At 63.4% G+C, this 25432-nt stretch carries 23 protein-coding genes; 17 read left to right on the forward strand and 6 right to left on the reverse strand.

Annotation, left to right across the window (positions count from 1 at the left end):
* Positions 1–6 precede the first annotated feature (6 nt).
* Together ACJ8HH_RS15450 and mgtA are read right to left on the reverse strand one after the other, a co-directional pair.
* Entirely contained in the window at positions 7–2400 is a 2394-nt protein-coding gene (locus tag ACJ8HH_RS15450; protein WP_060451795.1) for a beta-N-acetylhexosaminidase, read from the reverse strand.
* 211 nt (positions 2401–2611) lie between these two features.
* The gene (mgtA, locus tag ACJ8HH_RS15455; protein ID WP_060451794.1) at positions 2612–5320 is read right to left on the reverse strand and encodes a magnesium-translocating P-type ATPase; all 2709 of its coding nucleotides are present in this window, start codon (positions 5318–5320) and stop codon (positions 2612–2614) included.
* Positions 5321–5743: 423 nt separating this feature from the next.
* On the opposite strand from mgtA, the gene treR reads away from it, so the two are divergent.
* The 3 genes from treR (at position 5744) to treC (ending at position 9968) form a co-directional block, all read left to right on the forward strand.
* Positions 5744–6691: a trehalose operon repressor TreR gene (gene treR / locus ACJ8HH_RS15460; protein WP_033648635.1), complete on the forward strand. Its 948-nt coding sequence runs from the start codon at positions 5744–5746 to the stop codon at positions 6689–6691.
* A 129-nt stretch (positions 6692–6820) separates the two neighbouring features.
* On the forward strand, positions 6821–8236 hold the full coding sequence (gene treB, locus ACJ8HH_RS15465) for a PTS trehalose transporter subunit IIBC (protein ID WP_033636857.1): 1416 nt from the start codon (positions 6821–6823) through the stop codon (positions 8234–8236).
* Positions 8237–8303: 67 nt separating this feature from the next.
* A complete protein-coding gene (gene treC / locus ACJ8HH_RS15470; RefSeq protein ID WP_060451793.1) occupies positions 8304–9968 on the forward strand; it encodes an alpha,alpha-phosphotrehalase in 1665 nt (554 codons plus the stop codon).
* 29 nt (positions 9969–9997) lie between these two features.
* Here treC and ACJ8HH_RS15475 read toward each other — a convergent pair whose 3' ends face one another.
* On the reverse strand, positions 9998–10522 hold the full coding sequence (locus ACJ8HH_RS15475; RefSeq protein ID WP_033648637.1) for an NAD(P)H-dependent oxidoreductase: 525 nt from the start codon (positions 10520–10522) through the stop codon (positions 9998–10000).
* A 106-nt stretch (positions 10523–10628) separates the two neighbouring features.
* On the opposite strand from ACJ8HH_RS15475, the gene ACJ8HH_RS15480 reads away from it, so the two are divergent.
* From ACJ8HH_RS15480 to nrdG, 3 genes are all read left to right on the forward strand, one after another.
* Positions 10629–11543 (forward strand): LysR family transcriptional regulator, encoded by a 915-nt coding sequence (locus tag ACJ8HH_RS15480; protein WP_033648638.1) that lies wholly within the window; start codon positions 10629–10631, stop codon positions 11541–11543.
* Between the two features lie 244 nt (positions 11544–11787).
* Positions 11788–13926 (forward strand): anaerobic ribonucleoside-triphosphate reductase, encoded by a 2139-nt coding sequence (gene nrdD / locus ACJ8HH_RS15485; RefSeq protein ID WP_004933403.1) that lies wholly within the window; start codon positions 11788–11790, stop codon positions 13924–13926.
* A gap of 168 nt (positions 13927–14094) precedes the next feature.
* Positions 14095–14559, forward strand: a complete 465-nt coding sequence (gene nrdG / locus ACJ8HH_RS15490) for an anaerobic ribonucleoside-triphosphate reductase-activating protein (RefSeq protein ID WP_033636852.1) — start codon at positions 14095–14097, stop codon at positions 14557–14559.
* A gap of 141 nt (positions 14560–14700) precedes the next feature.
* Here the strand turns inward: nrdG and ACJ8HH_RS15495 are convergent, their stop codons facing one another.
* Positions 14701–15426, reverse strand: coding sequence for a type 1 glutamine amidotransferase (locus ACJ8HH_RS15495; RefSeq protein ID WP_048321247.1), 726 nt, complete (start codon positions 15424–15426; stop codon positions 14701–14703).
* A gap of 118 nt (positions 15427–15544) precedes the next feature.
* On the opposite strand from ACJ8HH_RS15495, the gene ACJ8HH_RS15500 reads away from it, so the two are divergent.
* Positions 15545–16318, forward strand: a complete 774-nt coding sequence (locus ACJ8HH_RS15500; protein WP_072071880.1) for an AraC family transcriptional regulator — start codon at positions 15545–15547, stop codon at positions 16316–16318.
* Positions 16319–16413: 95 nt separating this feature from the next.
* Here the strand turns inward: ACJ8HH_RS15500 and ACJ8HH_RS15505 are convergent, their stop codons facing one another.
* Both ACJ8HH_RS15505 and ACJ8HH_RS15510 read right to left on the reverse strand, forming a co-directional pair.
* Positions 16414–16602: a hypothetical protein gene (locus tag ACJ8HH_RS15505; RefSeq protein WP_225845560.1), complete on the reverse strand. Its 189-nt coding sequence runs from the start codon at positions 16600–16602 to the stop codon at positions 16414–16416.
* A gap of 35 nt (positions 16603–16637) precedes the next feature.
* Positions 16638–17693 (reverse strand): permease, encoded by a 1056-nt coding sequence (locus tag ACJ8HH_RS15510; RefSeq protein ID WP_048321246.1) that lies wholly within the window; start codon positions 17691–17693, stop codon positions 16638–16640.
* A gap of 227 nt (positions 17694–17920) precedes the next feature.
* Here ACJ8HH_RS15510 and phnF point away from each other — a divergent pair, with 227 nt between their 5' ends.
* Genes phnF through ACJ8HH_RS15560 form a run of 10 tightly spaced genes read left to right on the forward strand, consistent with a single transcriptional unit; the run spans position 17921 to position 25430 of the window.
* A complete protein-coding gene (gene phnF / locus ACJ8HH_RS15515; protein ID WP_048321245.1) occupies positions 17921–18649 on the forward strand; it encodes a phosphonate metabolism transcriptional regulator PhnF in 729 nt (242 codons plus the stop codon).
* A complete protein-coding gene (phnG, locus tag ACJ8HH_RS15520; RefSeq protein WP_019453314.1) occupies positions 18650–19093 on the forward strand; it encodes a phosphonate C-P lyase system protein PhnG in 444 nt (147 codons plus the stop codon). It begins immediately after the preceding gene.
* A gap of 3 nt (positions 19094–19096) precedes the next feature.
* Positions 19097–19678 (forward strand): phosphonate C-P lyase system protein PhnH, encoded by a 582-nt coding sequence (gene phnH / locus ACJ8HH_RS15525; RefSeq protein WP_033652775.1) that lies wholly within the window; start codon positions 19097–19099, stop codon positions 19676–19678.
* Positions 19678–20763 carry a carbon-phosphorus lyase complex subunit PhnI gene (locus ACJ8HH_RS15530; protein ID WP_048321244.1) on the forward strand — a complete coding sequence of 362 codons (1086 nt, stop codon included), beginning with the start codon at positions 19678–19680 and terminating at the stop codon, positions 20761–20763. The genes phnH and ACJ8HH_RS15530 overlap by 1 nt, the downstream gene beginning before the upstream one ends.
* Positions 20756–21616: an alpha-D-ribose 1-methylphosphonate 5-phosphate C-P-lyase PhnJ gene (locus ACJ8HH_RS15535; RefSeq protein ID WP_033648647.1), complete on the forward strand. Its 861-nt coding sequence runs from the start codon at positions 20756–20758 to the stop codon at positions 21614–21616. The genes ACJ8HH_RS15530 and ACJ8HH_RS15535 overlap by 8 nt, the downstream gene beginning before the upstream one ends.
* Positions 21616–22404, forward strand: coding sequence for a phosphonate C-P lyase system protein PhnK (gene phnK / locus ACJ8HH_RS15540; RefSeq protein ID WP_033648648.1), 789 nt, complete (start codon positions 21616–21618; stop codon positions 22402–22404). The genes ACJ8HH_RS15535 and phnK overlap by 1 nt, the downstream gene beginning before the upstream one ends.
* A gap of 17 nt (positions 22405–22421) precedes the next feature.
* Entirely contained in the window at positions 22422–23126 is a 705-nt protein-coding gene (gene phnL / locus ACJ8HH_RS15545) for a phosphonate C-P lyase system protein PhnL (protein ID WP_033636844.1), read from the forward strand.
* On the forward strand, positions 23126–24262 hold the full coding sequence (phnM, locus tag ACJ8HH_RS15550) for an alpha-D-ribose 1-methylphosphonate 5-triphosphate diphosphatase (protein WP_043148231.1): 1137 nt from the start codon (positions 23126–23128) through the stop codon (positions 24260–24262). Before phnL ends, phnM begins: the two co-directional genes overlap by 1 nt.
* Positions 24262–24831: a ribose 1,5-bisphosphokinase gene (gene phnN / locus ACJ8HH_RS15555; RefSeq protein ID WP_033636843.1), complete on the forward strand. Its 570-nt coding sequence runs from the start codon at positions 24262–24264 to the stop codon at positions 24829–24831. Before phnM ends, phnN begins: the two co-directional genes overlap by 1 nt.
* Positions 24828–25430, forward strand: a complete 603-nt coding sequence (locus tag ACJ8HH_RS15560) for a DapH/DapD/GlmU-related protein (protein WP_060451791.1) — start codon at positions 24828–24830, stop codon at positions 25428–25430. Before phnN ends, ACJ8HH_RS15560 begins: the two co-directional genes overlap by 4 nt.
* Positions 25431–25432 lie beyond the last annotated feature (2 nt).

Below are 25432 nucleotides of genomic sequence, written 5' to 3' on the forward strand. Positions count from 1 at the left end.
TCACCCTCACTCCATTTTAAGCCCCCGCAGCAGCGCCTCCAGCGGGTACACCGCCGCAATCACCACCTCGTCGCGCGTCTGCGCCGCCGCATCCAGCTGGCGCTGCGCTTGTTCGGCCTCGGCCCGGCTCAGCTGTTTGCCCTGCTGATGGCGATCCAGCAGCGTTAAGCCCAGCGTGGCCAAAGCATCGACGTCCTGCGCCACCGGCGCCAGATCGTGCAGCGTGCGGTTGCCCGCGATCGCCGTCTGCAGCGCCGCGCCGTTCGCCTGCCAGCGCTGCAGCCGTTCGCGCAGCGCCTGCGCCGCCGCCTTATCGCGCTTATCCTTCAACAAGGCCGCGACCTGTGCCTGCATCTCACGTACCGCGCCGCTCTCCGGCGGTAGCGCATCGGCAAAGCGGTTCAGCGGTTCGAACTGGTGATAGTTGCCGGCCTGGAACTTCAGGTGCTGGCGGGTGTAATACTGTGCCGGCTCCACCGCCTCGGCCAGGATCTGCAGCGGCACGATCTGCACGCTGTTGCTCAGCCGGGTGAATTCGCGCGCCGTTTCCGCGTGCTGCTGCAGGCCGACCGACACCACCGACCAGGCGTCGATCGCCGCCAGCCGCCGGTACATGTTGTTTTCGTCGGTGACGTCCTGCGCCGACCACAGCCGCTCCGCCACCGCGAAGGCGCGCGGCCACAGCTTGAGATCGAGAAGCGGCGCGCGCACGTTTTCCGCCCACAGCGCCGCTTCACCGCCGAGAATGTTGGCCTGCCCCTTCTCGTCCGGCACCACCGGCATCTTGCCCGCCGGCACCGCCGCCAGCTTGTCGCCGCGGGTGGGGTAACGCACGTTGCCGACCAACGTATAGCCGCTGAGCTTGTCCTGCTGCAGCGTGAACACCGGCCGCGTGTCGCCCATCCAGGTATCGACGCGGAACGTCACCTGCTGCGGCGTGCGCCAGACAATGTCGTGCACCGCGCGGCGCGATTTGCCGTTGAAATCGATAAAGCCGCGCCAGCCCTGCTTGCCCTCGATCAGCGTGAAGCTGCCCTCCACCGCGCTGCCCTTCAGGCGCGGCATGCTGAAGCCCCAGCTTTGCGCCTGCTCGCCAGGTTGCACCGCCGTCTCGATCCCCAGCGGCTGCGGCAGAATTTCATTGCGGTAGTGATAGGCGGTGCTTTGCGGCTGATCGAGGTAGAAACCGGTGGAAAGAATGCCCTGATAGCCGTCCTGCGCGCTGGCGCCCAGCGAGTCTTGCCCCTGCCAGGACTGAATGACGATCGAGCGCGGCAGCGACGGATGATAGATCTCGTCCCAGCCGACCATCTGCCGCTGGTGCTTCTCGAGGATCTTTTCCAGCTTCTGGTTGAAGTAGGCCTGCAGCGCATGGGTATCCGCCAGCCCGTTCTTCTGCATAAACGCCTGAATCGACGGCGACGCCCGCCACTGGCTGGCGTCCACCTCGTCGCCGCCGATGTGCAGATAAGGATCGGGGAAGATCGCCGCCAGCTCGCCGACGATCGTGTCGACAAACTGATACACCTCGTCGCGGGTCGGATCGAGCGTTGGCTTATGCACGCCCCACTCGCGCTCCATACGATACGGCCCCGGCGCGCTCATCAGGTCGGGATAGGCCACCGCAATGCTGGAGGCATGCCCCGGCATGTCGATCTCCGGCACCACGCGAATGCCGCGCACCGTGGCGTAAGCCACCACCTGCCGCATCTGCTCGCGGGTATAGAACTGGCCGTCGCTGGCCTGCTGTTGCAGCTTGGGATAATGCTCGGAGGCAAAGCGCCAGCCCTGATCGTCGGTCAGGTGCCAGTGGAACACATTAAGCTTGGCCGCCGCCATGCCGTCGAGCTGGCGCAGAATGTCCGGCAGCGGCAGGAAATGACGCGCCGAATCCAGCAGCACGCCGCGCCACGGAAAACGCGGCACGTCGCGGATATCCACCAGCGGCAGGAAGGTATTTTGCCCGTCGGTCTGCAGCAGCTGCAGCAGGGTCTCCATGCCGCGCAGCGCGCCGAAACGCGTGTTGGCGGTCAGCGTGGCGCCCTGCGGCGTGACCGCCAGCCGGTAACTCTCATCGCTGCCCGGCAGCGGCTGCGCCGCCACCCGGTCTTTAATTATCACCCTGATCGCCGCGCCGCCCTTTGCTTCACCCGCCGGCGCCAGCGTCCAGCCGGTCTGCAGTTCGATGCGCTGGCGCCAGCGCGGCAGCGCGTCGCCCAGATCGTCGCCCTGCAGCGTCAGAGACAAACGGTGATCCAGCACCAGCTTGCCCGCCGGTTGCGTCACTTCCACCTGCTCCGGCCAGGGCATCAGCGGCAGATCGCCGGCCGGCTGCGCCAGCGCGCCGCAAGAAAACCATAACGATGAAGCCAGTAGCGTATAACGGAAAGGTCTGTGCATCGGAAATTCCTCAGAGGAAAAAAACAAAATATCCCCAATGAATTTCAAATCACCGCTAGGCGATAAACAACAACGCGGTGGCTTGAAAGGCGCAGGGGAAAACAGCCAACGCTGTAGATAAAGACTCAGCCCAGAACAGATGTCCAACCGTTGCGGTGAAAAAGCGGACGGGATCACAGTTGCCCCCTCCCGGCCGGAGGGGGCGAGCGGGTTATTGCCAGCCGTAGCGGCGCACGAACCAGCCTTTCACGCACTGGGTCAGCACCATGTAACCGGCGAGGATCAGCACCAGCCACGGGAAGTAACCGAGCGGCAGCGCCTGCAGCTGCAGGAAGCCGGCCAGCGGCGAGAACACCAGGCCGATGCCGGTGGCGATCACCGCCAGCGTCATGATGCACAGCGGCCAGGATGGGCGGCTCTGGATAAACGGAATTTTGCGCGTGCGGATCATGTGCACGATCAGCGTTTGTGACAGCAGCCCTTCCACGAACCAGCCGGACTGGAACAGCGTCTGCATTTCCGGCGTGTTGGCCTTGAATACCCACCACATCAGGCTGAAGGTCAGCACGTCGAAGATCGAGCTGATCGGCCCGAAGAACACCATAAACCGCCCCAGATCGGCGGAGTTCCAGCGCTGCGGCTGGGTGATCTGATCGTCGTCGACGTTATCGAACGGGATGGCGATCTGCGAGATGTCGTACATCAGGTTCTGAATCAGCAGGTGCAGCGGCAGCATCGGCAGAAACGGCAGGAAGGCGCTGGCGATCAGCACGCTGAACACGTTACCGAAGTTGGAGCTGGCGGTCATCTTGATGTATTTCAGCATGTTGGCGAAGGTACGGCGCCCTTCGATCACCCCCTGCTCCAGCACCATCAGGCTTTTTTCCAGCAGGATGATGTCCGCCGCTTCCTTGGCGATGTCCACCGCTGAATCGACGGAGATGCCGATATCGGCCGCGCGCAGCGCCGGCGCATCGTTGATGCCGTCGCCCATAAAGCCCACCACGTGCCCCTGGCGGCGCAGCAGTTTGACGATGCGTTCCTTGTGCAGCGGCGTCAGCTTGGCGAACACCGTGGTGCGCGCCGCCGCCTGCGCCAGCTGCTCGTCGTCCATCTGTTCGATCTCGCTGCCGCGCAGCAGGCGATCGGCCTCCAGCCCGACGTCCCGGCACACTTTGGCGGCCACCAGCTCGTTGTCGCCGGTGAGGATCTTCACCGTGACGCCGTTCTGTTTCAGCGCCGCCAGCGCCGGTGCGGTGCTCTCCTTCGGCGGATCGAGGAAGGCGACGTAGCCTTCGAGGATCAGATCCGACTCATCCGCCACGCCGTATTCATGGGTTTGCGCCGGCAGGATCTTGTTGGCCACCGCCACCACCCGCAGCCCCTGCTGGTTGAGATCGTCGGTGATGCGGCGAATGCGCGCCAGCAGCGCCTCGCTCAGTGGGATCACCTCGTCTTCGTGGCGCACGTGGCTGCAAATCGCCAGCATCTCTTCCAGCGCGCCCTTGCACACCAGCTCGTGATACTCGTTGTCCTTGGCCACCACCACCGACATGCGGCGGCGCACGAAATCGAACGGGATCTCATCCACCTTGCGGTAGTTTTGCAACGCCGCCGGCTGCCGATTCTGCTCCGCGCAGCTCAGCACCGCCACGTCGAGCAGGTTTTTCAGCCCGGTCTGGTAGAAGCTGTTCAGCCAGGCGTAGCGCAGCACCCGCTCGCTGCCGGCGCCGAACGCATCGGTGTGGCGCTCCAGCACGATCTTGTCCTGGGTCAGGGTGCCGGTCTTGTCAGTGCACAGAATGTCCATGGCGCCGAAGTTCTGGATGGCGTCCAGGCGTTTGACGATCACCTTCTGGCGCGACAGCTTCACCGCCCCTTTGGCCAGCGTCGAGGTGACGATCATCGGCAGCATTTCCGGCGTCAGCCCGACCGCCACCGACAGCGCGAACAGCGCCGCTTCCCACCAGTCGCCCTTGGTGTAGCCGTTGATCAGCAGCACGATCGGCGTCATCACCAGCATAAAGCGGATCAGCAGCCAGCTGACCTTGCTGATGCCGCTCTGGAAGGCGTTCGGCTGCTGCTCCTGGCTGGTGACGCGCTGCGCCAGCTGGCCGAAATAGGTGCCGCCGCCGGTGCCGATCACCATCGCCAGCGCGGTGCCGCTGACCACGTTGGTGCCCATGAAGCACAGGTTCTGGCAGTCGAGCGGATCGGCCGCCAGCGCCTGCGGCGCCGCGGATTTTTCCACCGGCAGCGATTCGCCGGTCAGCGCCGCCTGGCTGATGAACAGATCCTTGGCCGACAGCAGGCGCAGATCCGCCGGGATCATGTCGCCGGCCGCCAGCTTGACGATATCGCCCGGCACCAATTGCGCGATCGGCAGCTCCACGTGTTCGCTCTTGCCGGTGAGCGCATCGCTGCGGATCACCGTGGCGGTGTTGCTCACCATCGCTTTCAGCGCATCGGCCGCCCGGTTGGAGCGCGCCTCCTGGATGAAGTTCAGCAGCGTGGAGATCAGCACCATCAGCGCGATCACCAGCGCGCCGGTGAGATCCTCGGTGGCGTACGAGATCATGCCGAGCGCGGTCAGCAGCAGGTTGAACGGGTTGCGGTAGCAGTGCCAGAGGTGTTGCCACCAGGCCTCTTTCTGCTGATCGTCGATGACGTTCTCGCCGCAGCGCCGGCGCACCTGCTCCGCCTCATGGGCGGTGATGCCTTCCGGGTGGCTGTGAAAACGCTCAAACAGCTGCATCGTCTCTGCGGCGGCGCATTCCAGCCGCTGTTGCGCCAGGCCGGCCGGCATATCGTGCGCAGCGCCGCCGACGCCGTCCAGCAGGCTGTCGCGGCGCACCAAACGGCGCGGAAGGCCGCGGGCGAACAGGCCCAGCAGCTGACGGGGGAGTTTTTTCAGTTTCATGGTTCGCACCTCGTCGCCCGGTGCCTCACGGCAGCGGGTAAACGGGGATCGTCATCGGCCGGGCGGATGGCGGGTGCGCCAAAAAGCCTCTGCCAACGCAGATCCTTATTCTTTTTTCAGCAGCAGGAGCGAACGACGAAGCGCGCGCCACCGGTTACCGTGATGTACTTCACCGGTAAAACAGCAGCGCCAGGCGGAAAGGTTTTACCGGTGAACCGAGTGAGTGTCTAAAGCGGTCGGGTCGGGGTCCATATGGGGAATCACCTCCGGTAAAGGGAAAAACAGAGCGGCAGGAGCGGCCGTTCAGCGCAGTACAACAATCCCGTATTGCCTCAAGATCCGCGTGGGAAAATGAGCTATGCTGACGGGCATTGTTTTACAGGCCATTATGTTACGCCTGTCCACCTCAACGAAAAGTAAACCATGCAAAACCGGCTGACCATCAAGGACATCGCACGCCTGAGCGGCGTAGGCAAATCCACCGTCTCACGGGTGCTGAACAACGAAGGCAGCGTGAGCCCGCAGACCCGCGAACGGGTGGAAGCGGTGATCCGTCAGCAAGGGTTTACCCCCTCCAAGTCGGCGCGCGCCATGCGCGGCCAGAGCGACAAAGTGGTGGGCATCATCGTTTCCCGTCTCGATTCGCCGTCGGAAAACCAGGCGGTGCGCACCATGCTGCCGCTGCTGTATCAGCAGGGTTTCGATCCTATCGTGATGGAGAGCCAGTTCGAAACCCGCCTGGTGCAGGAGCACCTGCACGTGCTGCGCCAACGCAACGTCGACGGCGTGATCCTGTTCGGCTTTACCGGGCTGACCGCGGCGATGCTCAAACCGTGGCAGGAAAAAATGGTGGTGATGGTGCGCGAATACGACGGCTTTTCGTCCGTCTGCTACGACGACGCCGGCGCGGTGAACCTGCTGATGGATCGCCTGTATCGGCAAGGGCACCGGCACATCGGCTATCTGGGGGTGCAGCTCAGCGACGCCACCACCGGCCAGCGCCGCTACCAGGCCTATCTCGACGCCTGCGAGCGCCTCAAGCTCACGCCGCGCGCCACGCTGGGCGAGCTGAGCTACCAGAGCGGTTTCCAACACGCCGCCGAGGTGATCGACCCGCACACCAGCGCGCTGATCTGCGCCTCCGACAGCATCGCCCTGGGGGCGATAAAGTACCTGCAGCAACAGCCGGCGCGCGCCATCCAGGTGTGCGCCATCGGCAACACCCCGCTGCTCAGCTTCCTGTTCCCCGACACCCTGTCGGTGGAGTTCGGCTACGGCAGCGCCGGCCTGCTGGCGGCGCAACAGCTGCTGGCGCAGCTCAACGGTGAACAGGGGATCCGCCGCCTGGTGGTGCCCAGCAAACTTTCCTGATTAAAAGACGACCATTTTTTGTCATTTTGTGATCCTCGCCCCAAACCGGGAACGTTCCCATTCCATAAAAAAATCCGAGTGACTAAGCTTTGATCATTACTCAGCCAACACCTCTGCAGGTATCCCATAATGAGCAAAGTAAAACAGCAGGATATTGATCGCCTGATTGTTTTGGTCGGCGGCCGCGAAAACATCGCCACCGTCAGCCATTGCATTACCCGGTTGCGTTTCGTCCTCAACGACCCCAGCAAGGCCAGCCCCAAGGAAATCGAAGAGCTGCCGATGGTCAAAGGCTGCTTCACCAACGCCGGGCAGTTCCAGGTGGTGATCGGCACCGACGTCGGCGACTACTATCAGGCGCTGATCGCCAGCACCGGCGTCAACGAGGCCGACAAAGAACAGGCCAAGGTGGCCGCGCGCCAGAACATGACCTGGACCGAGCGCACCATCTCCCACTTCGCCGAAATCTTCTTCCCGCTGCTGCCGGCGCTGATCAGCGGCGGTCTGATCCTCGGCTTCCGCAACGTGATTGGCGACATCCCGATGTCCGGCGGCCAAACGCTGGCGCAGATGCACCCGGCGTGGAAAACCATTTACGACTTCCTGTGGTTGCTCGGTGAAGCGATCTTCATGTTCCTGCCGGTGGCCATCTGCTGGTCGACGGTGAAAAAGATGGGCGGCACCCCGGTACTCGGCATCGTGCTGGGCGTCACCCTGGTGTCGCCGCAGCTGATGAACTCCTACCTGCTCGGCCAGCAAACGCCGGAAGTGTGGAACTTCGGCTGGTTCGTGATCCAGAAAGTCGGCTATCAGGCGCAGGTGATCCCGTCGATCCTGGCGGGCATGGCGCTGGGCTGGATCGAAACCCGGCTGAAAAAGATCGTCCCCGACTATCTCTATCTGGTGGTGGTGCCGGTGGTTTCGCTGCTGCTGGCGGTGTTCCTGGCGCACGCGCTGATCGGGCCGTTCGGCCGCATGATCGGCGACGGGGTTGCCTGGGCGGTGAAAGCGGTGATGACCGGCAGCTTCGCCCCGGTGGGCGCCGCGCTGTTCGGCTTCCTGTATGCACCGCTGGTGATCACCGGCGTGCACCAGACCACGCTGGCCATCGACATGCAGATGATTCAGAGCATGGGCGGCACCCCGGTGTGGCCGCTGATTGCGCTGTCCAACATCGCGCAGGCCTCGGCGGTGCTCGGCATCATCATCATCAGCCGCAAGGCCAACGAGCGTGAAATCTCGGTGCCGGCGGCGATCTCCGCCTACCTCGGCGTGACCGAACCGGCGATGTACGGCATCAACCTCAAATACCGTTTCCCGATGCTGTGCGCGATGATCGGCTCCGCGATCGCGGGCCTGATCTGCGGCCTGGACGGCGTGATGGCCAACGGCATCGGCGTCGGCGGCCTGCCGGGCATCCTGTCTATCAAGCCGCAGTTCTGGCTGATTTACTCGCTGGCGATTCTGGTGGCGATCGTCATCCCGCTGGTGCTGACCATCATGGTCTACAAACGCAAGGCCGCCCGCGGCGAGCTGCCGGTTTAATTGACGCAAAATGAATGTAGGGGCCCGCTCACGCGGGCCCGTTGTCACGATTCAAAGGTATACAGCTATGAGCAACCCAACCCCCTGGTGGCAGAACGGCGTCATCTATCAAATTTATCCGAAGAGTTTTCAAGACAGCACCGGCAACGGCTACGGCGATTTGGCCGGCGTGACCCGGCGGCTGGACTATCTGCAGGAGCTGGGCGTCGACGCCATCTGGCTGACGCCGGTCTATGTATCGCCGCAGGTGGACAACGGCTATGACGTGGCGGACTACTGCGCCATCGATCCGGCTTACGGCACCATGGCGGACTTCGAGCAGCTGGTCGCCGCCGCCCACCGGCGCGGCATCCGCATCGTGATGGACATGGTGTTCAACCACACCTCGACCGAGCACCCGTGGTTCAAGGCCGCGCAGGATCGCCACAGCCCGTATCGCCAGTTCTACGTCTGGCGCGACGGCGAAAGGGATACGCCGCCGAACAACTGGCGATCCAAGTTCGGCGGCAATGCCTGGCAGTGGCACGCCGACAGCGGCCAGTACTACCTGCACCTGTTCGCCACCGAGCAGGCGGATCTCAACTGGGAACACCCGCCGGTGCGCGAAGAGCTGAAGAAAGTGTGTCAGTTCTGGGCGGACAAAGGCGTCGACGGCCTGCGCCTCGACGTGATCAACCTGGTGTCCAAGCAGCAGGATTTCCCGTCCGACAGCCAGGGCGACGGCCGCCGCTTCTACACCGACGGCCCGCGCATTCACGAGTTCCTGCAGGAAATGAGCCGCGACGTGTTCCAGCCACGCGGCCTGATGACGGTGGGCGAGATGTCCTCCACCACGCTTGAGCATTGCCAGCAGTACGCGGCGCAGAGCGGCGAAGAGCTGTCGATGACCTTCAACTTCCACCACCTGAAGGTGGACTACGCCGGAGGTGAAAAATGGACGCGGGCGGCGCCGGATTATGTGGAGTTAAAGCAGATCTTCCGCCACTGGCAGCAAGGGATGCATAACCGCGCCTGGAACGCGCTGTTCTGGTGTAACCACGATCAGCCGCGCATCGTGTCACGCTTCGGCGATGAAGGCGCACTGCGGGTGCCGGCCGCCAAAATGCTGGCGATGGTGCTGCACGGCATGCAGGGCACGCCTTATATCTATCAGGGTGAAGAGATCGGCATGACCAACCCCGGCTTCCGCACCATCGAGCAGTACCGCGACGTGGAAAGCCTGAACATGTACGCCGAGCTGAGCGCCCAGGGCCGCGGCGACGCCGAACTGCTGGCGATCCTGGCGGACAAATCGCGCGACAACGGCCGCACGCCGATGCAGTGGAGCGCCGCGCCGCACGCCGGTTTCACCACCGGCACGCCGTGGATCGGCTGCGCCGAGAACTACCCGCAGATCAACGCCGACGCGGCGCTGGCCGACCTCGACTCGGTGTTTTACGCCTACCGCCAGCTGATCACCCTGCGCAAGCAGTATCCGCTGCTGACCCACGGCGACTATCAGGATCTGGCGCCGGATCACCCGGCGCTATGGTGCTATCAGCGCAGCTGGAACGGCCAGCGCCTGCTGGTGGTAGCCAACCTGAGCCGCGAACCGCTGGCCTGGGCGGCGGAAGGCGTGGAAGCCTCCGCCCAGTGGCGCCCGCTGATGAGCAACTACAGCGACTCGGCGGACCAGCCGCAGGCGCTGACGCTGCGGCCGTTCGAAGCGGTGTGGTGGCTGCTCGAAGACTGACCCCGCAGGGCGCAGCGATGAACTGCGCCCTACAATGTCCCCATCAGCGCCACCACCCCGGCGGCCTCTTGCGCCAACTGCTCATCGCTCATGTCGGTCACGCCCTGCACCAGATGCGGCGGCAGATAATCCATGCCGGTCAGGTTAGCCAGCGCGTGGAACGGCAGCAGCAGATCCTGCACCGGATAGCGGTTGTAGCCTGCCGGCGTGTAGGCCTGCGCGTTGCCGCCGGTGCTCACCACCAGCTGCAGCGGCTTGCCGTGCAGTTTAGTGCCCTCGCTGCCGTAGGCGAAACCATAGGTTAATACCGCGTCCTGCCATTCGCGCAGGATCGCCGGCGAGCTGTACCAGAAAAACGGGAACATCATCACCACCGCATCGTGGCTTTCCAGCAGCTCCTGTTCGCACGCCACGTCGATGCGGTAATCCGGGTAAGCGCGGATCAGCTCGTGTACGGTCACGTTAGGCAGCGGGCGCACGGCCTCGATCAGCGCCTGGTTGATGCGCGACTCGTCGGGGGTGCGGTGGGCAGTTAACACTAAAATGCGTGACATAAATGATTCCTTGAACGTAAAGAAGATGAGGCATTTTTCCATTTCTGCCGCTTCGGGTGTAGGCTGTTCAAGGTCACTTCAATTTCAACCGAAAGTATCAACCACTATGTCGCTGCCCTTTGACGTGCACCGCCTGCTGCCGGCCTTCCTCGCCGCCGCGCAGGCGCAAAATTTCTCCGCCGCCGCCCGCCAGCTGGGCGTCACGCCGGCGGCGGTCAGCAAAAATATCCGCGCGCTGGAAGAGAAGCTGGCGCTGCGGCTGTTTCAGCGCAACACCCACAACGTGCTGCTGACCGACGAGGGCAAAGCGCTGCTGGCGCAGGTGGCGCCGCTGTGGCAGGCGTTGGCGGCGACGCTGGAAAGCGCCGGCGGCGAACGGCAGGCACCGGCCGGGGTGGTCCGCGTCACGATGATCCCAGGCTTTGGCCGCCAGATGCTGATGCCGTTGATCCCGCAATTTCTGGCGCGCTACCCGCAGATCGATCTCGATCTGTCGCTGGATGCCCGGGTGGTGAATCTGGTGGGCGAAGGCTTCGACGTCGGCATCGGCAGCCGGGTCGATCCCGACAGCCGGCTGGTGGCCCGCCCGCTCTACCCGATGCACATGGTGCTGGCGGCGTCGCCCGACTATCTGGCGCGGCGCGGTGAACCGCAAACGCCGCACGATCTGCTGCGGCACGACTGCCTGCTGCACCGCAACCCCAGCAACGGCCGCCACGTCAAATGGCAGCTGCGCCATCAGGGTGAAACGCTGGCGCTGGATCTGAACGGCCGATTGGTGGTGAGCCGCCCGGAAATGTTGCTGGATGCGGCGCTGGCCGGGCTCGGCATCGTCAACCTGGCGCGCTGGTACCTCGACAAGCACTTTGAGCAGGGCACGCTGCGGCCGGTGCTGGCGGAGTGCTGGCCGCGCCCGGTGCAGCTGTGGCTCTATTACGCCTCGGCGGATCTGCCGCCGCGGGTACGCGTCTGGGTCGACTTTCTGCTGGAACATTTTCGCGATCGGCCAACCGGCGATTGACGACTGTTCAGCTTGCGCACGCTCTTCCGTTTTCCTTGTTCTACATCAAAAGAATCGCGCCAATATCTATATATAGTGCATTAATAATTGCTAACACCTATATATAGTAGTTATCCACAAAATCATCCACACGCCGCCACAGCCCTTGCGCGCTGCGGCTTTGCCCTGTGGATAAGCGAAATTTGACGGTTGCTCGCCACGCCAGGCGGGTATGAACGCTCCCTCGGGGAACAAGGAGTACAACGTGAAACCAGTAGTGATTAAGCGGGACGGTTGCCAGGTACCTTTTGACGAAGCGCGCATCGCGCAGGCCATCGAGCGCGCCGCGCTGGCGGTGGGCGTAGTCGACGCCGACTACTGCGCCACCGTCGCCCGCGTGGTCGCTCAGCGCATGGAGCAGCAGCCGCGCGTCGATATCCACGAGATCCAGCAGGCGGTGGAAAACCAGCTGATGGCCGGCGAGTACAAACAGCTGGCGCGCGCCTATATCGAATACCGCCACGATCGCGACGTGGCGCGCGAGCTGCGCGGCCGCCTGAACCAGGAAATTCGCGGCCTGGTCGAGCAGAGCAACCGCGCGCTGCTGAACGAAAACGCCAACAAGGACAGTAAGGTGATCCCCACCCAGCGCGACCTGCTGGCGGGCATCGTCGCCAAACACTACGCCAAGCAGCACATCCTGCCGCGCGACGTGGTACTGGCCCATGAACGCGGCGAAATTCACTACCACGATCTCGACTACTCGCCGTTCTTCCCGATGTTCAACTGCATGCTGATCGATCTGAAAGGCATGCTGACCAACGGCTTCAAGATGGGCAACGCCGAAATCGAGCCGCCGAAGTCGATCTCTACCGCCACCGCCGTGACCGCGCAGATCATTGCCCAGGTCGCCAGCCATATCTATGGCGGCACCACCATCAACCGCATCGATGAAATTCTGGCGCCGTTCGTCGACGAGAGCTTCCGCAAACACCTGCAGGTGGCGGAGGAATGGCAAATCCCGGACGCCAAAGGCTATGCCATGGCGCGCACCGAGAAAGAGTGTTACGACGCCTTCCAGTCGCTGGAGTACGAGGTCAACACCCTGCACACCGCCAACGGCCAGACGCCGTTCGTCACCTTCGGCTTCGGCCTCGGCACCAGCTGGGAGTCGCGCCTGATCCAGCGCTCGATCCTGAAAAACCGCATCGCCGGGCTGGGCAAAAACCGCAAGACCGCCGTGTTCCCCAAACTGGTGTTCGCCATCCGCGACGGCCTCAACCACCAGTACGGCGATCCGAACTACGACATCAAACAGCTGGCGCTGGAGTGCGCCAGCAAGCGCATGTACCCGGACATCCTCAACTACGATCAGGTGGTGAAGGTCACCGGCTCGTTCAAAACGCCGATGGGCTGCCGCAGCTTCCTCGGCACCTACGAGCAGGATGGCGAGCTGGTGCACGACGGCCGCAACAACATCGGCGTCATCAGCCTCAACCTGCCGCGCATCGCGCTGGAGGCGATGGGCGATGAGTCGCGCTTCTGGGCGCTGCTGGATCAGCGCCTGCAGCTGGCGAAAAAGGCCCTGATGACGCGCATCGCCCGGTTGGAAGGCATCAAGGCGCGGGTGGCGCCAATCCTGTACATGGAAGGCGCCTGCGGCGTGCGGCTCAAGGCCGACGACAACATCGCCGATATCTTCAAGAACGGCCGCGCCTCAATCTCGCTGGGCTATATCGGCCTGCACGAGACCATCAACGCGCTGTTCGGCGGCGAAAACCACGTGTATGACGACGAAGCGCTGCGCGCCAAAGCGGTGGCGATCGTCGCGCGCCTGCGCGCCGCCGTCGACGCCTGGAAGGACGAGACCGGCTACGGCTTCAGCCTCTACAGCACGCCGAGCGAGAACCTGTGCGATCGCTTCTGCCGGCTGGACACCGCCGATTTCGGCGTGGTGCCGGGCGTCACCGATAAGGGCTATTACACCAACAGCTTCCACCTCGACGTGGAGAAGAAGGTCAATCCGTACGACAAGCTGGACTTCGAAGCGCCCTACCCGCCGTTGGCCAGCGGCGGCTTCATCTGCTACGGCGAGTACCCGAACCTGCAGCACAATCTGAAGGCGCTGGAAGACGTGTGGGACTACAGCTACAGCCGGGTGCCTTACTACGGCACCAACACGCCGATCGACGAGTGCTACGAATGCGGCTTCACCGGTGAATTCTCCTGCACCAGCAAAGGCTTCACCTGCCCGAAATGCGGCAACCACGACTCGGCCAAAGTCTCGGTCACCCGCCGGGTGTGCGGCTACCTCGGCAGCCCCGATGCCCGGCCGTTCAACGCCGGCAAGCAGGAAGAGGTGAAACGCCGGGTGAAACACCTCGGCAACGGGCAGCTCGGCTGAGAAACGCCGCGCAACCTAGGCAGAAGCCTGTTCATCAGGCGTGATTGTCGCCGCCAGTTTGCCTTCGGCCAGCGCGCACAAACCGCAGCGTACAAGCAGTACGTGAGGATTGGCAGCACTGCCCGGAGGCAAAATGGCCAGTAAAATAGCCTGATGGGCAGGCCTCAGATGAATTATCACCAGTACTACCCGATCGACGTCGTCAACGGCCCCGGCACCCGCTGCACGCTGTTTGTCGCCGGCTGCGTGCACCAGTGCCCCGGCTGCTACAACAAAAGCACCTGGCGGCTCAACTCCGGTCAGCCGTTTACCCCGGCGCTGGAAGACCGCATCATCGCCGATCTGAACGATACGCGCGTGCCGCGCCAAGGGCTGTCGCTCTCCGGCGGCGATCCGCTGCATCCGGCCAACGTGCCGAGCATCTTAACGCTGGTGAAACGGGTACGCGCCGAATGCCCCGGCAAGGATATCTGGCTGTGGACCGGCTACCGGCTGGCGGAGCTGGACGCGCAGCAAATGCAGGTAGTGGACAGGATCAACGTGCTAATCGACGGCAAATTCGTGCAGGATTTGAAAGACCCGGCGCTGATCTGGCGCGGCAGCAGCAACCAGGTGGTGCATAGGTTGCGATGAGTTGATAGCTCCTGTCTCGATGTGTGTTAATACAAAGTCGGCATGATACGGCTACTGCACAGAGCTAAACCTGATAGGCGGCTTTGTGCCAGAAGCGGACATTGAAATAAGAACCTGGTGGCAAACTGACAGGGCATTACATTATGCTTGAGCTGCTTTGTAACGTGCTTCGAGCTTATCCAGGAAGCCAAAAAGCACCTGATTCATTTCACTATAATCGTGGCTCCTGAGCTCTTCAGGCGTGTTAACGAAGCGGTATTCTGCGGCACGGCTCAGGTCCTTCTCGGAATGTGCGATCAACTGTTCAACGACATCCAGCGTTAGTTCCATATGGCACTGGAAAGCAAAGACGCGGTCCGAGTATGAAACGATCTGGTGAGGACATCCCTCGCTGTAAGCGATGATTTTTGCATCCGGCGTCAGACCAGGCATGTCGTTATGCCAGTGTCCTACTTCGAGCGTCTTCGCAAAGTGAGAGAACATCTCGTCACTGCTGCCGTCTTCAGTCAGCGTGATCGGAAATTTACCAATCTCTTTTTCAGGGCTGTGTGCGAACGGCGCGCCCAGCGCTTCACCGATCAACTGTGAGCCGAGGCAGATGCCGATAACAGCCTTACCGGTTTTAACAGCGGAAGCAATCAGCGCCTGTTCACCTTTAGAATCGAAGTACATGCACTCTTCCAGTGTAGTGGCTGGATCCTGCGGACCGCCCATAACGATTAGGAAATCGATGCCCTCAGCGTCCACAGGCAATGTATCACCTGCGTATATGCGTGAGTAAGTCACATCATGGCCGTGATTTCTGGCCCACGTTTCATAGGCGCCTGGGGCTTCAAAACTTTCATGTACGATAAAGTGTACCCGCATTAGAATATGCTCCTGTAATACCAGTGATAATCTTCATTTAAATAACTCACCCATCCAAAAGAGCCATAGTCCGGGTAGTTCCAGTTTCAATATCATAATTGCAGGGGCTAAATCTGAAATGCCAGGTAGTATAGATAAAGCGCCAAGACATGATGAAGCAACGGGCTGGTCAAGCACAGCGATAAGCTACCAGCGTGGAGAGACAGATCCTCCCCATTATCATGTTGAGGGGCAACTGCTGTTTGCTACCAGGGGGGTTATGCTGGTTGAAACAGAGAATGACCGCTGGGTAATACCTCCTCAGCGTGCATTATGGCTACCGCCTCTTCAGATCCATAGTTACCACCTGCTTTCACATACGGACCTACGCGCTATCTATTTCAGCAGAAGCCTTATCGCTGAATGTGCGAACTTTGAGAAGAGTAGCCAGGTGCATGTAATTACGGCTACGGCACTGGTGAAAGAGCTGATTGCAGGGCTATTCAGTGAGGACTACAACAGACCGAGCCAACGGAAAATGGCTCTGTTGCTACTGGAAATTCTCAGCGAGGCTCCCCCTTTAGCTGCAGAGCTTCCAATGCCGCATGATGAGCGATTATCCTGTGCGGCCAGAGAACTATTAGTCAATCATCGTTGGGAAGCATCGCTGAGCGATCTGGCCTTTATCGCCGCTATGTCTGAACGTACATTTTCGCGACTGTTTATTAAGGATACTGGCTTTAGTTTTAGAACATGGAAGCAGAGAGCTAGGATTTGCGCTTCGTTAGATCTTCTCGCGAATGACATCCCCATCAAACAGGTCGCTTACCAGCTTGGTTTTTCATGCCCGGCTGCATTTACAGCTGCTTTTCGTTCCATTCTGGATTCAACGCCGCGCGATTTTTTGCCTTAATCTATGGGTTTATGTCCGCTATTCGCTCAAAGCTGCCCACCTGTTCTACCCCTAGAACCTGCCAGCCCAACCCTGAACCAATCCCCCCTCCCCCCTCACCGATAACGCCCCCGCATTTTCGCTTTAAATATAGCCATTCGTTTTTCTACCTCCGAATGGCTGAGATAAACCACGGTGCCGTTTCTTAAGCGTTCAAGGGCGGCATCCACCCTTTCACGCAACGCTTGCTCCAGCAACATCGCCTCTACGTCCATTTCAGGTTTATTCCGCTGTTCCACTTCCATCTCCTCCATTGAGATAGCGTCAAGTCACGAATCCGTTACACCAACCCCATCCCCACCACGCCGGTCAGCACGCCGCACAGCGCCACCAACGCCGCCGTCAGGCACAGCGCGCGGGCGGAGAAGGCTTTGTTGAGCATCAGCAGCGAAGGCAGGCTGACCGCCGGCAGGGTCATCAGCAGCGCCAGCGCCGGGCCTGCGCCCATGCCCGCCAGCATCATGGTCTGCACGATCGGGATCTCCGCCGCGGTGGGGATAACGAACAGGCAGCCGACGATCGCCAGCGCGATGATCCACAGCAGGCTATTGTCGACGGCGCCGTCGGCGTGCGGGAACAGCCAGACCCGCGCTGCGCCCAGCGCCAGCACCGCCAGCACGTAGATCGGGATGGTCGACCAAAACAGCGCCCACAGCGCTTTGCCCCAGCGGGCGAGGAACGGCCGCTCATCGCTCTGCGCCGTCATCACCGGCGGCTGCGGCGTGGCGGGCTGCGGGTCGTTGGCGGTCACGCGCTGCACCAGCCAGGCGATGCCCAGCACCATCACCACGCCCGCCACCAGGCGGATGGCGGCGAACGGCCAACCGAGCACAAACCCCATAAACACCAGCGTCGCCGGGTTCAGTACCGGGTTGGCGAGCCAAAAGGCCAGCGCGGCGCCGCTGGATACCGACTGGCGGCGCATGCCGGCGGCAACCGGTGCGGCGCAGCAGGTGCACATCATGCCCGGCAGCGCGATCAGCGCGCCCAGCACGGTGCCGGAAAAACGCCGGTGGCCGAGCGTGCGCGCCAGCCAGTCGCGCGGGATCAGCACCTGCACCAGCGAACCTAACAGCACCCCGAGCAGCGCCGCCTTCCACACCGCGGTGAAATAGACCAGCGCGTACTGCCAGGCCGCCAGCCAGGGGCTCCCGGCGCCGTCGGCCAGGATCGATTTGCCGATCGAATGGCTGTCCGCCGCCACGAACGCTTTGCCGTAGTAAGGCTGCCATTTGACGTAGTAGAGGCCGACGGCCACCACCAGCAGAAACAGGATCGGTTTCCACAGCGGCCAGGCGCGTGGGGCGTGTTCAGGGGCGTTCAGAGATTGCGGCATGGTAGCGGCCAGAGTCAGTCAACAGTGGCGCCAGCATAGCGCGCCGCCGCCGCCCGTGCACGCCCGGGCTGTCCAAAATAGTTCATCTGTTCGCCACCGACGCGTAACGCGATTGTCATCTGCGCCCGGCACCATGATGCCAACTTGAAAACCACAGGGTAGACGCACGATGAAACGCACCGCTTCCGCCTTCATCGCACAGCCATCGGTATGACGAGGTTTTTATTATGATGGAGTTATCTAGACATCCGATCACTTACCCCACCCGCTATCAGCAGATCGCCGCGCAGCTGGAACAGGAGCTGCGCACGCAATACCGCTGCGGCGACTACCTGCCTTCGGAACAGCAGCTGGCCGAACGTTACCAGGTCAATCGCCACACCCTGCGCCGCGCGGTAGATCAGCTGGTAGAGCGCGGCTGGCTGCAGCGCCGCCACGGCGTCGGCATTCTGGTGCTGATGCGGCCTTACGACTACCCGCTGCACGCCAATACCCGCTTCAGCCAGAACCTGTTCGAGCAGGGCAGCCACCCCACCAGTGAGCGCTTACTCGCTGTCTTGCGCCCGTGCAATGGGCATGTCGCCAGCGCACTCTCGCGTGAAGAAGGCGAAATGGTGATCCACCTGCGCACCCTGCGCCGGGTCAACGGTGTGCCGATGAGCGTGATCGACCACTATTTGCCCGATCTTGACTGGTGGCCGGCGCTGCAGCAGTTCCACAGCGGTTCGCTGCACCAGTTTATCGAACAGCACCTGCAGCAGCCGCTGACCCGCCGCCAGACGCGCATCAGCGCGCGCCGCGCGCAGGCCAAAGAGAGCCGGCTGCTGGAGATCGCCACCCACGCGCCGCTGCTGTGCGTGCGCACCCTTAACGTCCGCAGCGGCGGCGAAGACGTGGCGGAATACTCCGTCAGCCTGGCCCGCGCCGACATGATTGAACTGACGATGGAGCACTGAATGCAAGCCTTAGAGTCGAGACAACGCTGGATGTCGGTGCTGGCGCACAGCCGGCCCGAGCAGCTGCGCAGCCACTGGCAGGCGCTGAACCTCAGCCCGGGTTACCGCAGCATCCGCGCGCCGGAGATCGGCCTGGCCCAGCTGCAGGGGCGCATGGGCGCCACCGGCCGCCGCTTCGTGCTGGGGGACATGACGGTCACCCGCGCGGTGGTGCAGCTGGACAACGGCGGCTACGGCTACAGCTATATCGCCGGGCGCGACAAGGCGCACGCCGAGCTGTGCGCGCTGGCCGATGCGCTGCTGCAACAGCCGGAACACGGCGAGCGCCTGCAACAACAGCTGATCGCACCGCTGGCCGCGCTGCAGCATGAACAGCGCCAGCTGCGCGCCCGGGCGATCGCCGCCAGCCGGGTGGACTTCTTTACGCTGGTGCGAGGGGATTAAGCCATGAGTTTATTGACCGGTTTTGAGCAACCGATAGACCAATCGCAGCACGCTTTCCGTTTGATTCTTAAAGCCTTGAGCGAACCGGGCCACCGGGTGACGCTGCCGAACGGCCCGGCCTGGGCGCCGCTGAACGCCGCCAGCACCGCCGCGCTGCTGACGCTGGCCGATCAGGAAACGCCGCTGCAGCTGTGCGCGGCGCTCAAAAGTGAGCAAGTGCTAACAAACATTCGTTTTCACAGCGGCGCGCCGCTGGCCGCCACGGCGCAGGAGGTCTGTTTTGCCCTGTTCGATGAGCACGTGCAGGCCGCCGATCTGCAGGCGTTGCCGCACGGCACTGAAATCTCGCCGGAATTCGGCGCCACGGTGGTGGTGCAGCTTGCTGAGCTGGAGAACGGCGCCGCGCTGCGCCTGACCGGCCCCGGCATCGAGAGCCAACGCCTGATAGCGCCGCGCCTGCCGCCGGCGCTGCTGGATTATTTGGTCAACCGCCCGCAGCGCTTCCCGCTGGGGCTGGATATTTTGCTGACCTGCGGCGATCGCCTGCTGGCGATCCCGCGGACCACCCGCGTGGAGGTGTGCTGATGTACGTAGCGGTAAAAGGGGGCGAAAAAGCCATTGAGGCCGCCCATCAGCTGCAGGAACAGCTGCGGCGCGGCGACGACGCGCTGCCGGCGCTCGGCGCGGAACAAATCGAACAGCAGCTGGGGCTGGCGGTGGATCGGGTGATGACCGAAGGCGGCATCTACGATCGCGAGCTGGCGGCGCTGGCCATCAAACAGGCCAGCGGCGATCTGGTGGAGGCGATCTTCCTGCTGCGCGCCTATCGCACCACCCTGCCGCGCCTCGCGGTCAGCGAGCCGCTGGCCAGCGAAAACATGCGGCTGGAGCGGCGCATCTCGGCGGTTTACAAGGACTTGCCCGGCGGGCAGGTGCTGGGGCCAACCTACGACTACACCCACCGGCTGCTGGACTTCGCGCTGCTGGCGGAAGGCGAGGCGTCGCGCGCGCCGCAGGCCGACGAACCGCTGCCGGACAACTGCAGCCACGTGTTCGATCTGTTGTGTCGCCAGCTGCTGGCGCGCGAGGAACAGGACGACGGCAGCGCGCCGGACGACATCACCCGCAACCCGCCGGTTTACCCCTGCTCGCGCTCAGCGCGCCTGCAGCAGCTGGTGCGCGGCGACGAAGGTTTTCTGCTGGCGCTCGGCTACGCCACCCAGCGCGGCTACGGCCGCAACCACCCGTTCGCCGGCGAGATCCGCACCGGCCACGTTTCGGTGGAGATCGTGCCTGAAGAGCTCGGTTTCGCCATCGATATCGGCGAAATCCTGCTGACCGAGTGCGAAATGGTCAACGGCTTCGTCGATCCGCAGGACCATCCGCCGCACTTCACCCGCGGTTACGGGCTGGTGTTCGGCCGCGCCGAACGCAAGGCGATGGCGATGGCGTTGGTGGACCGCGCATTGCAGAGCCCCGACTACGGCGAAGGCGTCGCCGGCCCGGCGCAGGACGAAGAGTTCGTGCTGGCCCACGCCGACAACGTCGAGGCCGCCGGGTTCGTCTCCCATCTCAAGCTGCCGCACTACGTCGACTTCCAGGCCGAACTGGAGCTGCTCAAGCGGCTGCGACAGGAATACAGCGAGCGTCAGGAGGCCCGCAATGAGTGAAGTATTGACCGGCTATAACCTCGGCTATCTGGACGAGCAGACCAAACGCATGATCCGCCGCGCCATCCTGAAGGCGGTGGCGATCCCCGGCTATCAGGTGCCGTTCGGCGGCCGCGAGATGCCGATGCCCTACGGCTGGGGCACCGGCGGCATTCAGCTCACCGCCAGCGTTATCGGCCGCACCGACGTGCTGAAGGTGATCGACCAGGGCGCCGACGACACCACCAACGCGGTGTCGATCCGCCGCTTCTTCCAGCGCGTCGCCGGGGTGGCCACCACCGAACGCACGCCGGAGGCCACGCTGATCCAAACCCGTCACCGCATTCCGGAAACCGCGCTGCGCGAAGACCAGATCCTGATCTATCAGGTGCCGATCCCGGAGCCGCTGCGCTTTATCGAACCGCGCGAAACCGAGACCCGCAAGATGCACGCGCTGGAGGAGTACGGCGTGATGCAGGTGAAGCTGTATGAGGACATCGCGCGCTACGGCCATATCGCCACCACCTATGCCTACCCGGTGAAGGTCAACGATCGCTACGTGATGGATCCGTCGCCGATCCCGAAATTCGACAACCCGAAAATGCACATGATGCCGGCGCTGCAGCTGTTCGGCGCCGGGCGCGAGAAACGCATCTACGCCCTGCCGCCGTTCACCAAGGTGGAAAGCCTGGACTTCGACGACCATCCGTTCAGCGTGCAGCAGTGGGACGAACCCTGCGCGCTGTGCGGCTCGCGCCACAGCTACCTGGACGAGGTGGTGCTCGACGATCGGGGCAACCGCATGTTCGTCTGTTCGGACACCGACTACTGCCGGCAGCAGCTGGCGCAATCTTCGCAAGAGGCGCAGCACTGATGACTTTCACCCCTTTGAGCACCACCCCGCTGCTGTCGGTGAACCGGCTCACCCACCTGTACGCCCCCGGCAAGGGCTTCAGCGACGTGTCGTTCGACATCTACCCCGGCGAAGTGCTGGGCATCGTCGGCGAATCCGGCTCCGGCAAAACCACGCTGCTGAAATCGATCTCGGCGCGGCTGGCGCCGCAGCGCGGGCAGATCCTTTACCGCCCGCAGGCGGGCCAGGAACACGACCTGTACGCCATGGCGGAGAGCGATCGCCGCCGCCTGCTGCGCACCGACTGGGGCGTGGTGCACCAGCACCCGCTCGACGGCCTGCGGCCGCAGGTCTCCGCCGGCGGCAACATCGGCGAACGGCTGATGGCCATCGGCCAGCGCCACTATGGCGACATTCGCCGCCAGGCCGGCCAGTGGCTGGAAGACGTCGAAATCCCGCTGTCGCGCCTCGACGATCTGCCGACCACCTTCTCCGGCGGCATGCAGCAGCGGCTGCAGATCGCCCGCAACCTGGTCACCCACCCCAAGCTGGTGTTTATGGATGAGCCGACCGGCGGGCTGGACGTGTCGGTGCAGGCGCGCCTGCTCGATCTGCTGCGCAGCCTGGTGGTGGAAATGCAGCTGGCGGCGGTGATCGTTACCCACGATCTCGGCGTGGCGCGGCTGCTGGCCCACCGCCTGCTGGTGATGAAACAGGGCGAAGTGGTGGAGAGCGGCCTGACCGACCGGGTGCTGGACGATCCGCACCATCCTTATACCCAGCTGCTGGTTTCTTCGGTGCTGTCGTAACCCAAGGCGATATACAGATGACTATGCAAATTCGAGTTGAACATCTCAGTAAAACCTTTGTGCTGCACCAGCAGTACGGCACCCGCCTGCCGGTGCTGCACGACGCCAACCTGACGGTCGGCAGCGGCGAATGCGTGGTGCTGCACGGCCACTCCGGCAGCGGCAAATCCACCCTGCTGCGCTCGCTGTACGCCAACTACCTGCCGGATAGCGGCCATATCTGGATCAACCACCAGGGCGACTGGCTGGACATGGTCAGCGCCGATGCGCGCCAGATTCTGGCGGTGCGCCGCCATACGCTGGGCTGGGTCAGCCAGTTCCTGCGGGTGATCCCGCGCATCAGCGCGCTGGAGGTGGTGATGCAGCCGCTGCTGGAACAGGGCGTCGAACGCGCCGAGTGCCGAGAACGCGCCGAAGCACTGCTCGCCGCGCTCAACGTGCCGCAGCGCCTGTGGCCGCTGGCGCCGTCCACCTTCTCCGGCGGCGAGCAGCAGCGGGTGAACATCGCGCGCGGCTTTATCGTCGATTACCCCATTCTGTTGCTGGACGAACCGACCGCCTCGCTCGACAGCCGCAACAGCGCGGCGGTGGTGCAACTTATCGAACGCGCCAAGGCGCGCGGCGCGGCGATCGTCGGCATTTTTCACGATGAAGGCGTCCGCCAACAGGTCGCCGACCGGCTTTATGACATGCAGGCGCCGCAGGCGCTGGAGGCCCTCTGATGATCGTCAATAACGTTAAGCTGGTGCTGGATGACCAGGTGGTGCAAGGCTCGCTGGAGATGCAGGACGGCGTGATCCGCAGCTTCGCCGACGGCCCGAGCCGGCTGCCGCAGGCGCTGGACGGCGACGGCGGCTGGCTGCTGCCGGGGCTGATCGAGCTGCATACCGACAACCTGGACAAGTTCTTTACCCCGCGCCCGAACGTTGACTGGCCGGCCCATTCGGCGATGAGCAGCCACGACGCGCTGATGGTGGCCAACGGCATCACCACGGTACTGGACGCGGTGGCGATCGGCGACGTGCGCGACGGCGGCCACAGGCTGGAAAACCTGCAGAAGATGATCGACGCGGTGATCCACAGCCAGCGCGCCGGGGTGAACCGCGCCGAACACCGGCTGCACCTGCGCTGCGAGCTACCGCACGAGAGCACGCTGCCGCTGTTCGAACAGCTGATGGACAAGCCGGGCGTGTCGCTGGTGTCGCTGATGGATCACTCGCCGGGCCAGCGCCAGTTCGCCTCGCGCGAAAAATACCGCGAATACTATCAGGGCAAATACCACCTCAACGACCAGCAGATGAGCGAATACGAGGAGCAGCAGGTCGCCCTATCCGCCCGCTGGGCCGCGCCGAACCGCGAGGCGATCGCCGCCCACTGCCGCGCGCGCCGCATCTCGTTGGCCAGCCATGACGATGCCACCGCCGCGCACGTCGCCGAATCCTGCGCGCTGGGCAGCGCCATTGCCGAGTTCCCCACCACCGAAGCGGCCGCCCGCGCCTCGCACCAGCAGGGCCTGCAGGTGCTGATGGGCGCGCCGAACATCGTGCGCGGCGGTTCCCACTCCGGCAACGTGGCGGCGCACCACCTGGCGGCGCTGGGGGTGCTGGATATTCTCTCTTCCGATTATTACCCGGCCAGCCTGCTGGACGCGGCGTTTCGCCTCGCGGCGGACGAACGCAACGCCTACGATCTGCCCCAGGCGGTGCGCATGATCACCCGCAACCCGGCGCGGGCGCTGGATCTGCAGGATCGCGGCACCATCGCCGAAGGATTGCGGGCGGATCTGGTGCTGGCGCGGCCGCACGGTGAGCACGTTCACGTGCAGAACGTGTGGCGCCAGGGCCGGCAGGTGTTCTGATGGCGCGGCTCATCTACCTGATGGGGCCTTCCGGCGCAGGCAAGGACAGCCTGCTGGCCGCGCTGCGGGCCGACGCCGACCGCGCACCGCTGGTGGCGCACCGTTACATTACCCGGCCGGCGGACGCCGGCTGCGAGAATCACATCGCGCTGAGCGAACCGGAATTTCTGCGCCGCCGCGCCAAGGGGCTGTTCGCACTCGACTGGCAGGCCCACCAGCAGCGCTACGCGTTCGGGATCGAAGTGGATCTTTGGCTGCTGCAGGGGATCGACGTGGCGGTCAACGGTTCGCGCGCCCACCTGCCGCAGGCGCAGCAGCGCTATGGCGCGCAGCTGCTGCCGGTGTGCCTGCAGGTCAGCGCCGCGATCCTGCGCCGGCGCCTGCAGGATCGCGGGCGAGAAAGCGCCGAACAGATCGAGCAGCGGCTGGCGCGGGCGGCGGAATATCAGCAGAGTCTGCCCGCTGGCTGCCGGGTGCTGCACAACGATGGCCCACTCGACGACACCCTGGCGGCGCTGCTGGCGCTGCTGCCTACCGCCACCCGACAAGCTCAGGACGCGACGCCATGAACGACTTTGCCCAGCCGAAAATCGGCGACAACGTGACCCTTAACCGCACCCGGCTCGGCCAATATGTGCATCTGGCCAACGATGCGATCCTGGAAGAGGTGGAGATGGGGGACTACTCCTATACCGCCGGGCACAACCAGATCTTTTACGCCACCATCGGCAAGTTCGTCTCCATCGCCTCCTATGCGCGCATCAATCCCGGCAACCACCCGACCTACCAGCGCATCGCGCAGCACCACTTTACCTACCGCGCCTCCGAATACGGGCTGGGGGAAGACGACGCGGCGTTCTTCGACTGGCGGCGCGAGCACCACGTCACCGTCGGCCACGACGTGTGGATCGGCCATAACGCCATCCTGATGCCGGGCGTCAGCGTCGGCAACGGCGCGGTGATCGGCAGCGCGGCGGTGGTCACCAAAGACGTGGAGCCTTACAGCATCGTCGCCGGCGTGGCGGCCAAGAAGATCGGCATGCGCTTTGACGACGCGCTGATAGAACGCATCGAACGCAGCCAGTGGTGGCACTGGGATCACGCCACGCTGCAGGCGCGGCTGGCGGATTTTCGCGACATCAACCGCTTTGCCCAGAAGTACCTTTAACG

Origin of the sequence: Serratia sp. CY32780 (assembly GCF_052169135.1) — a bacterium.
GTDB classification, from domain to species: domain Bacteria; phylum Pseudomonadota; class Gammaproteobacteria; order Enterobacterales; family Enterobacteriaceae; genus Serratia; species Serratia sarumanii.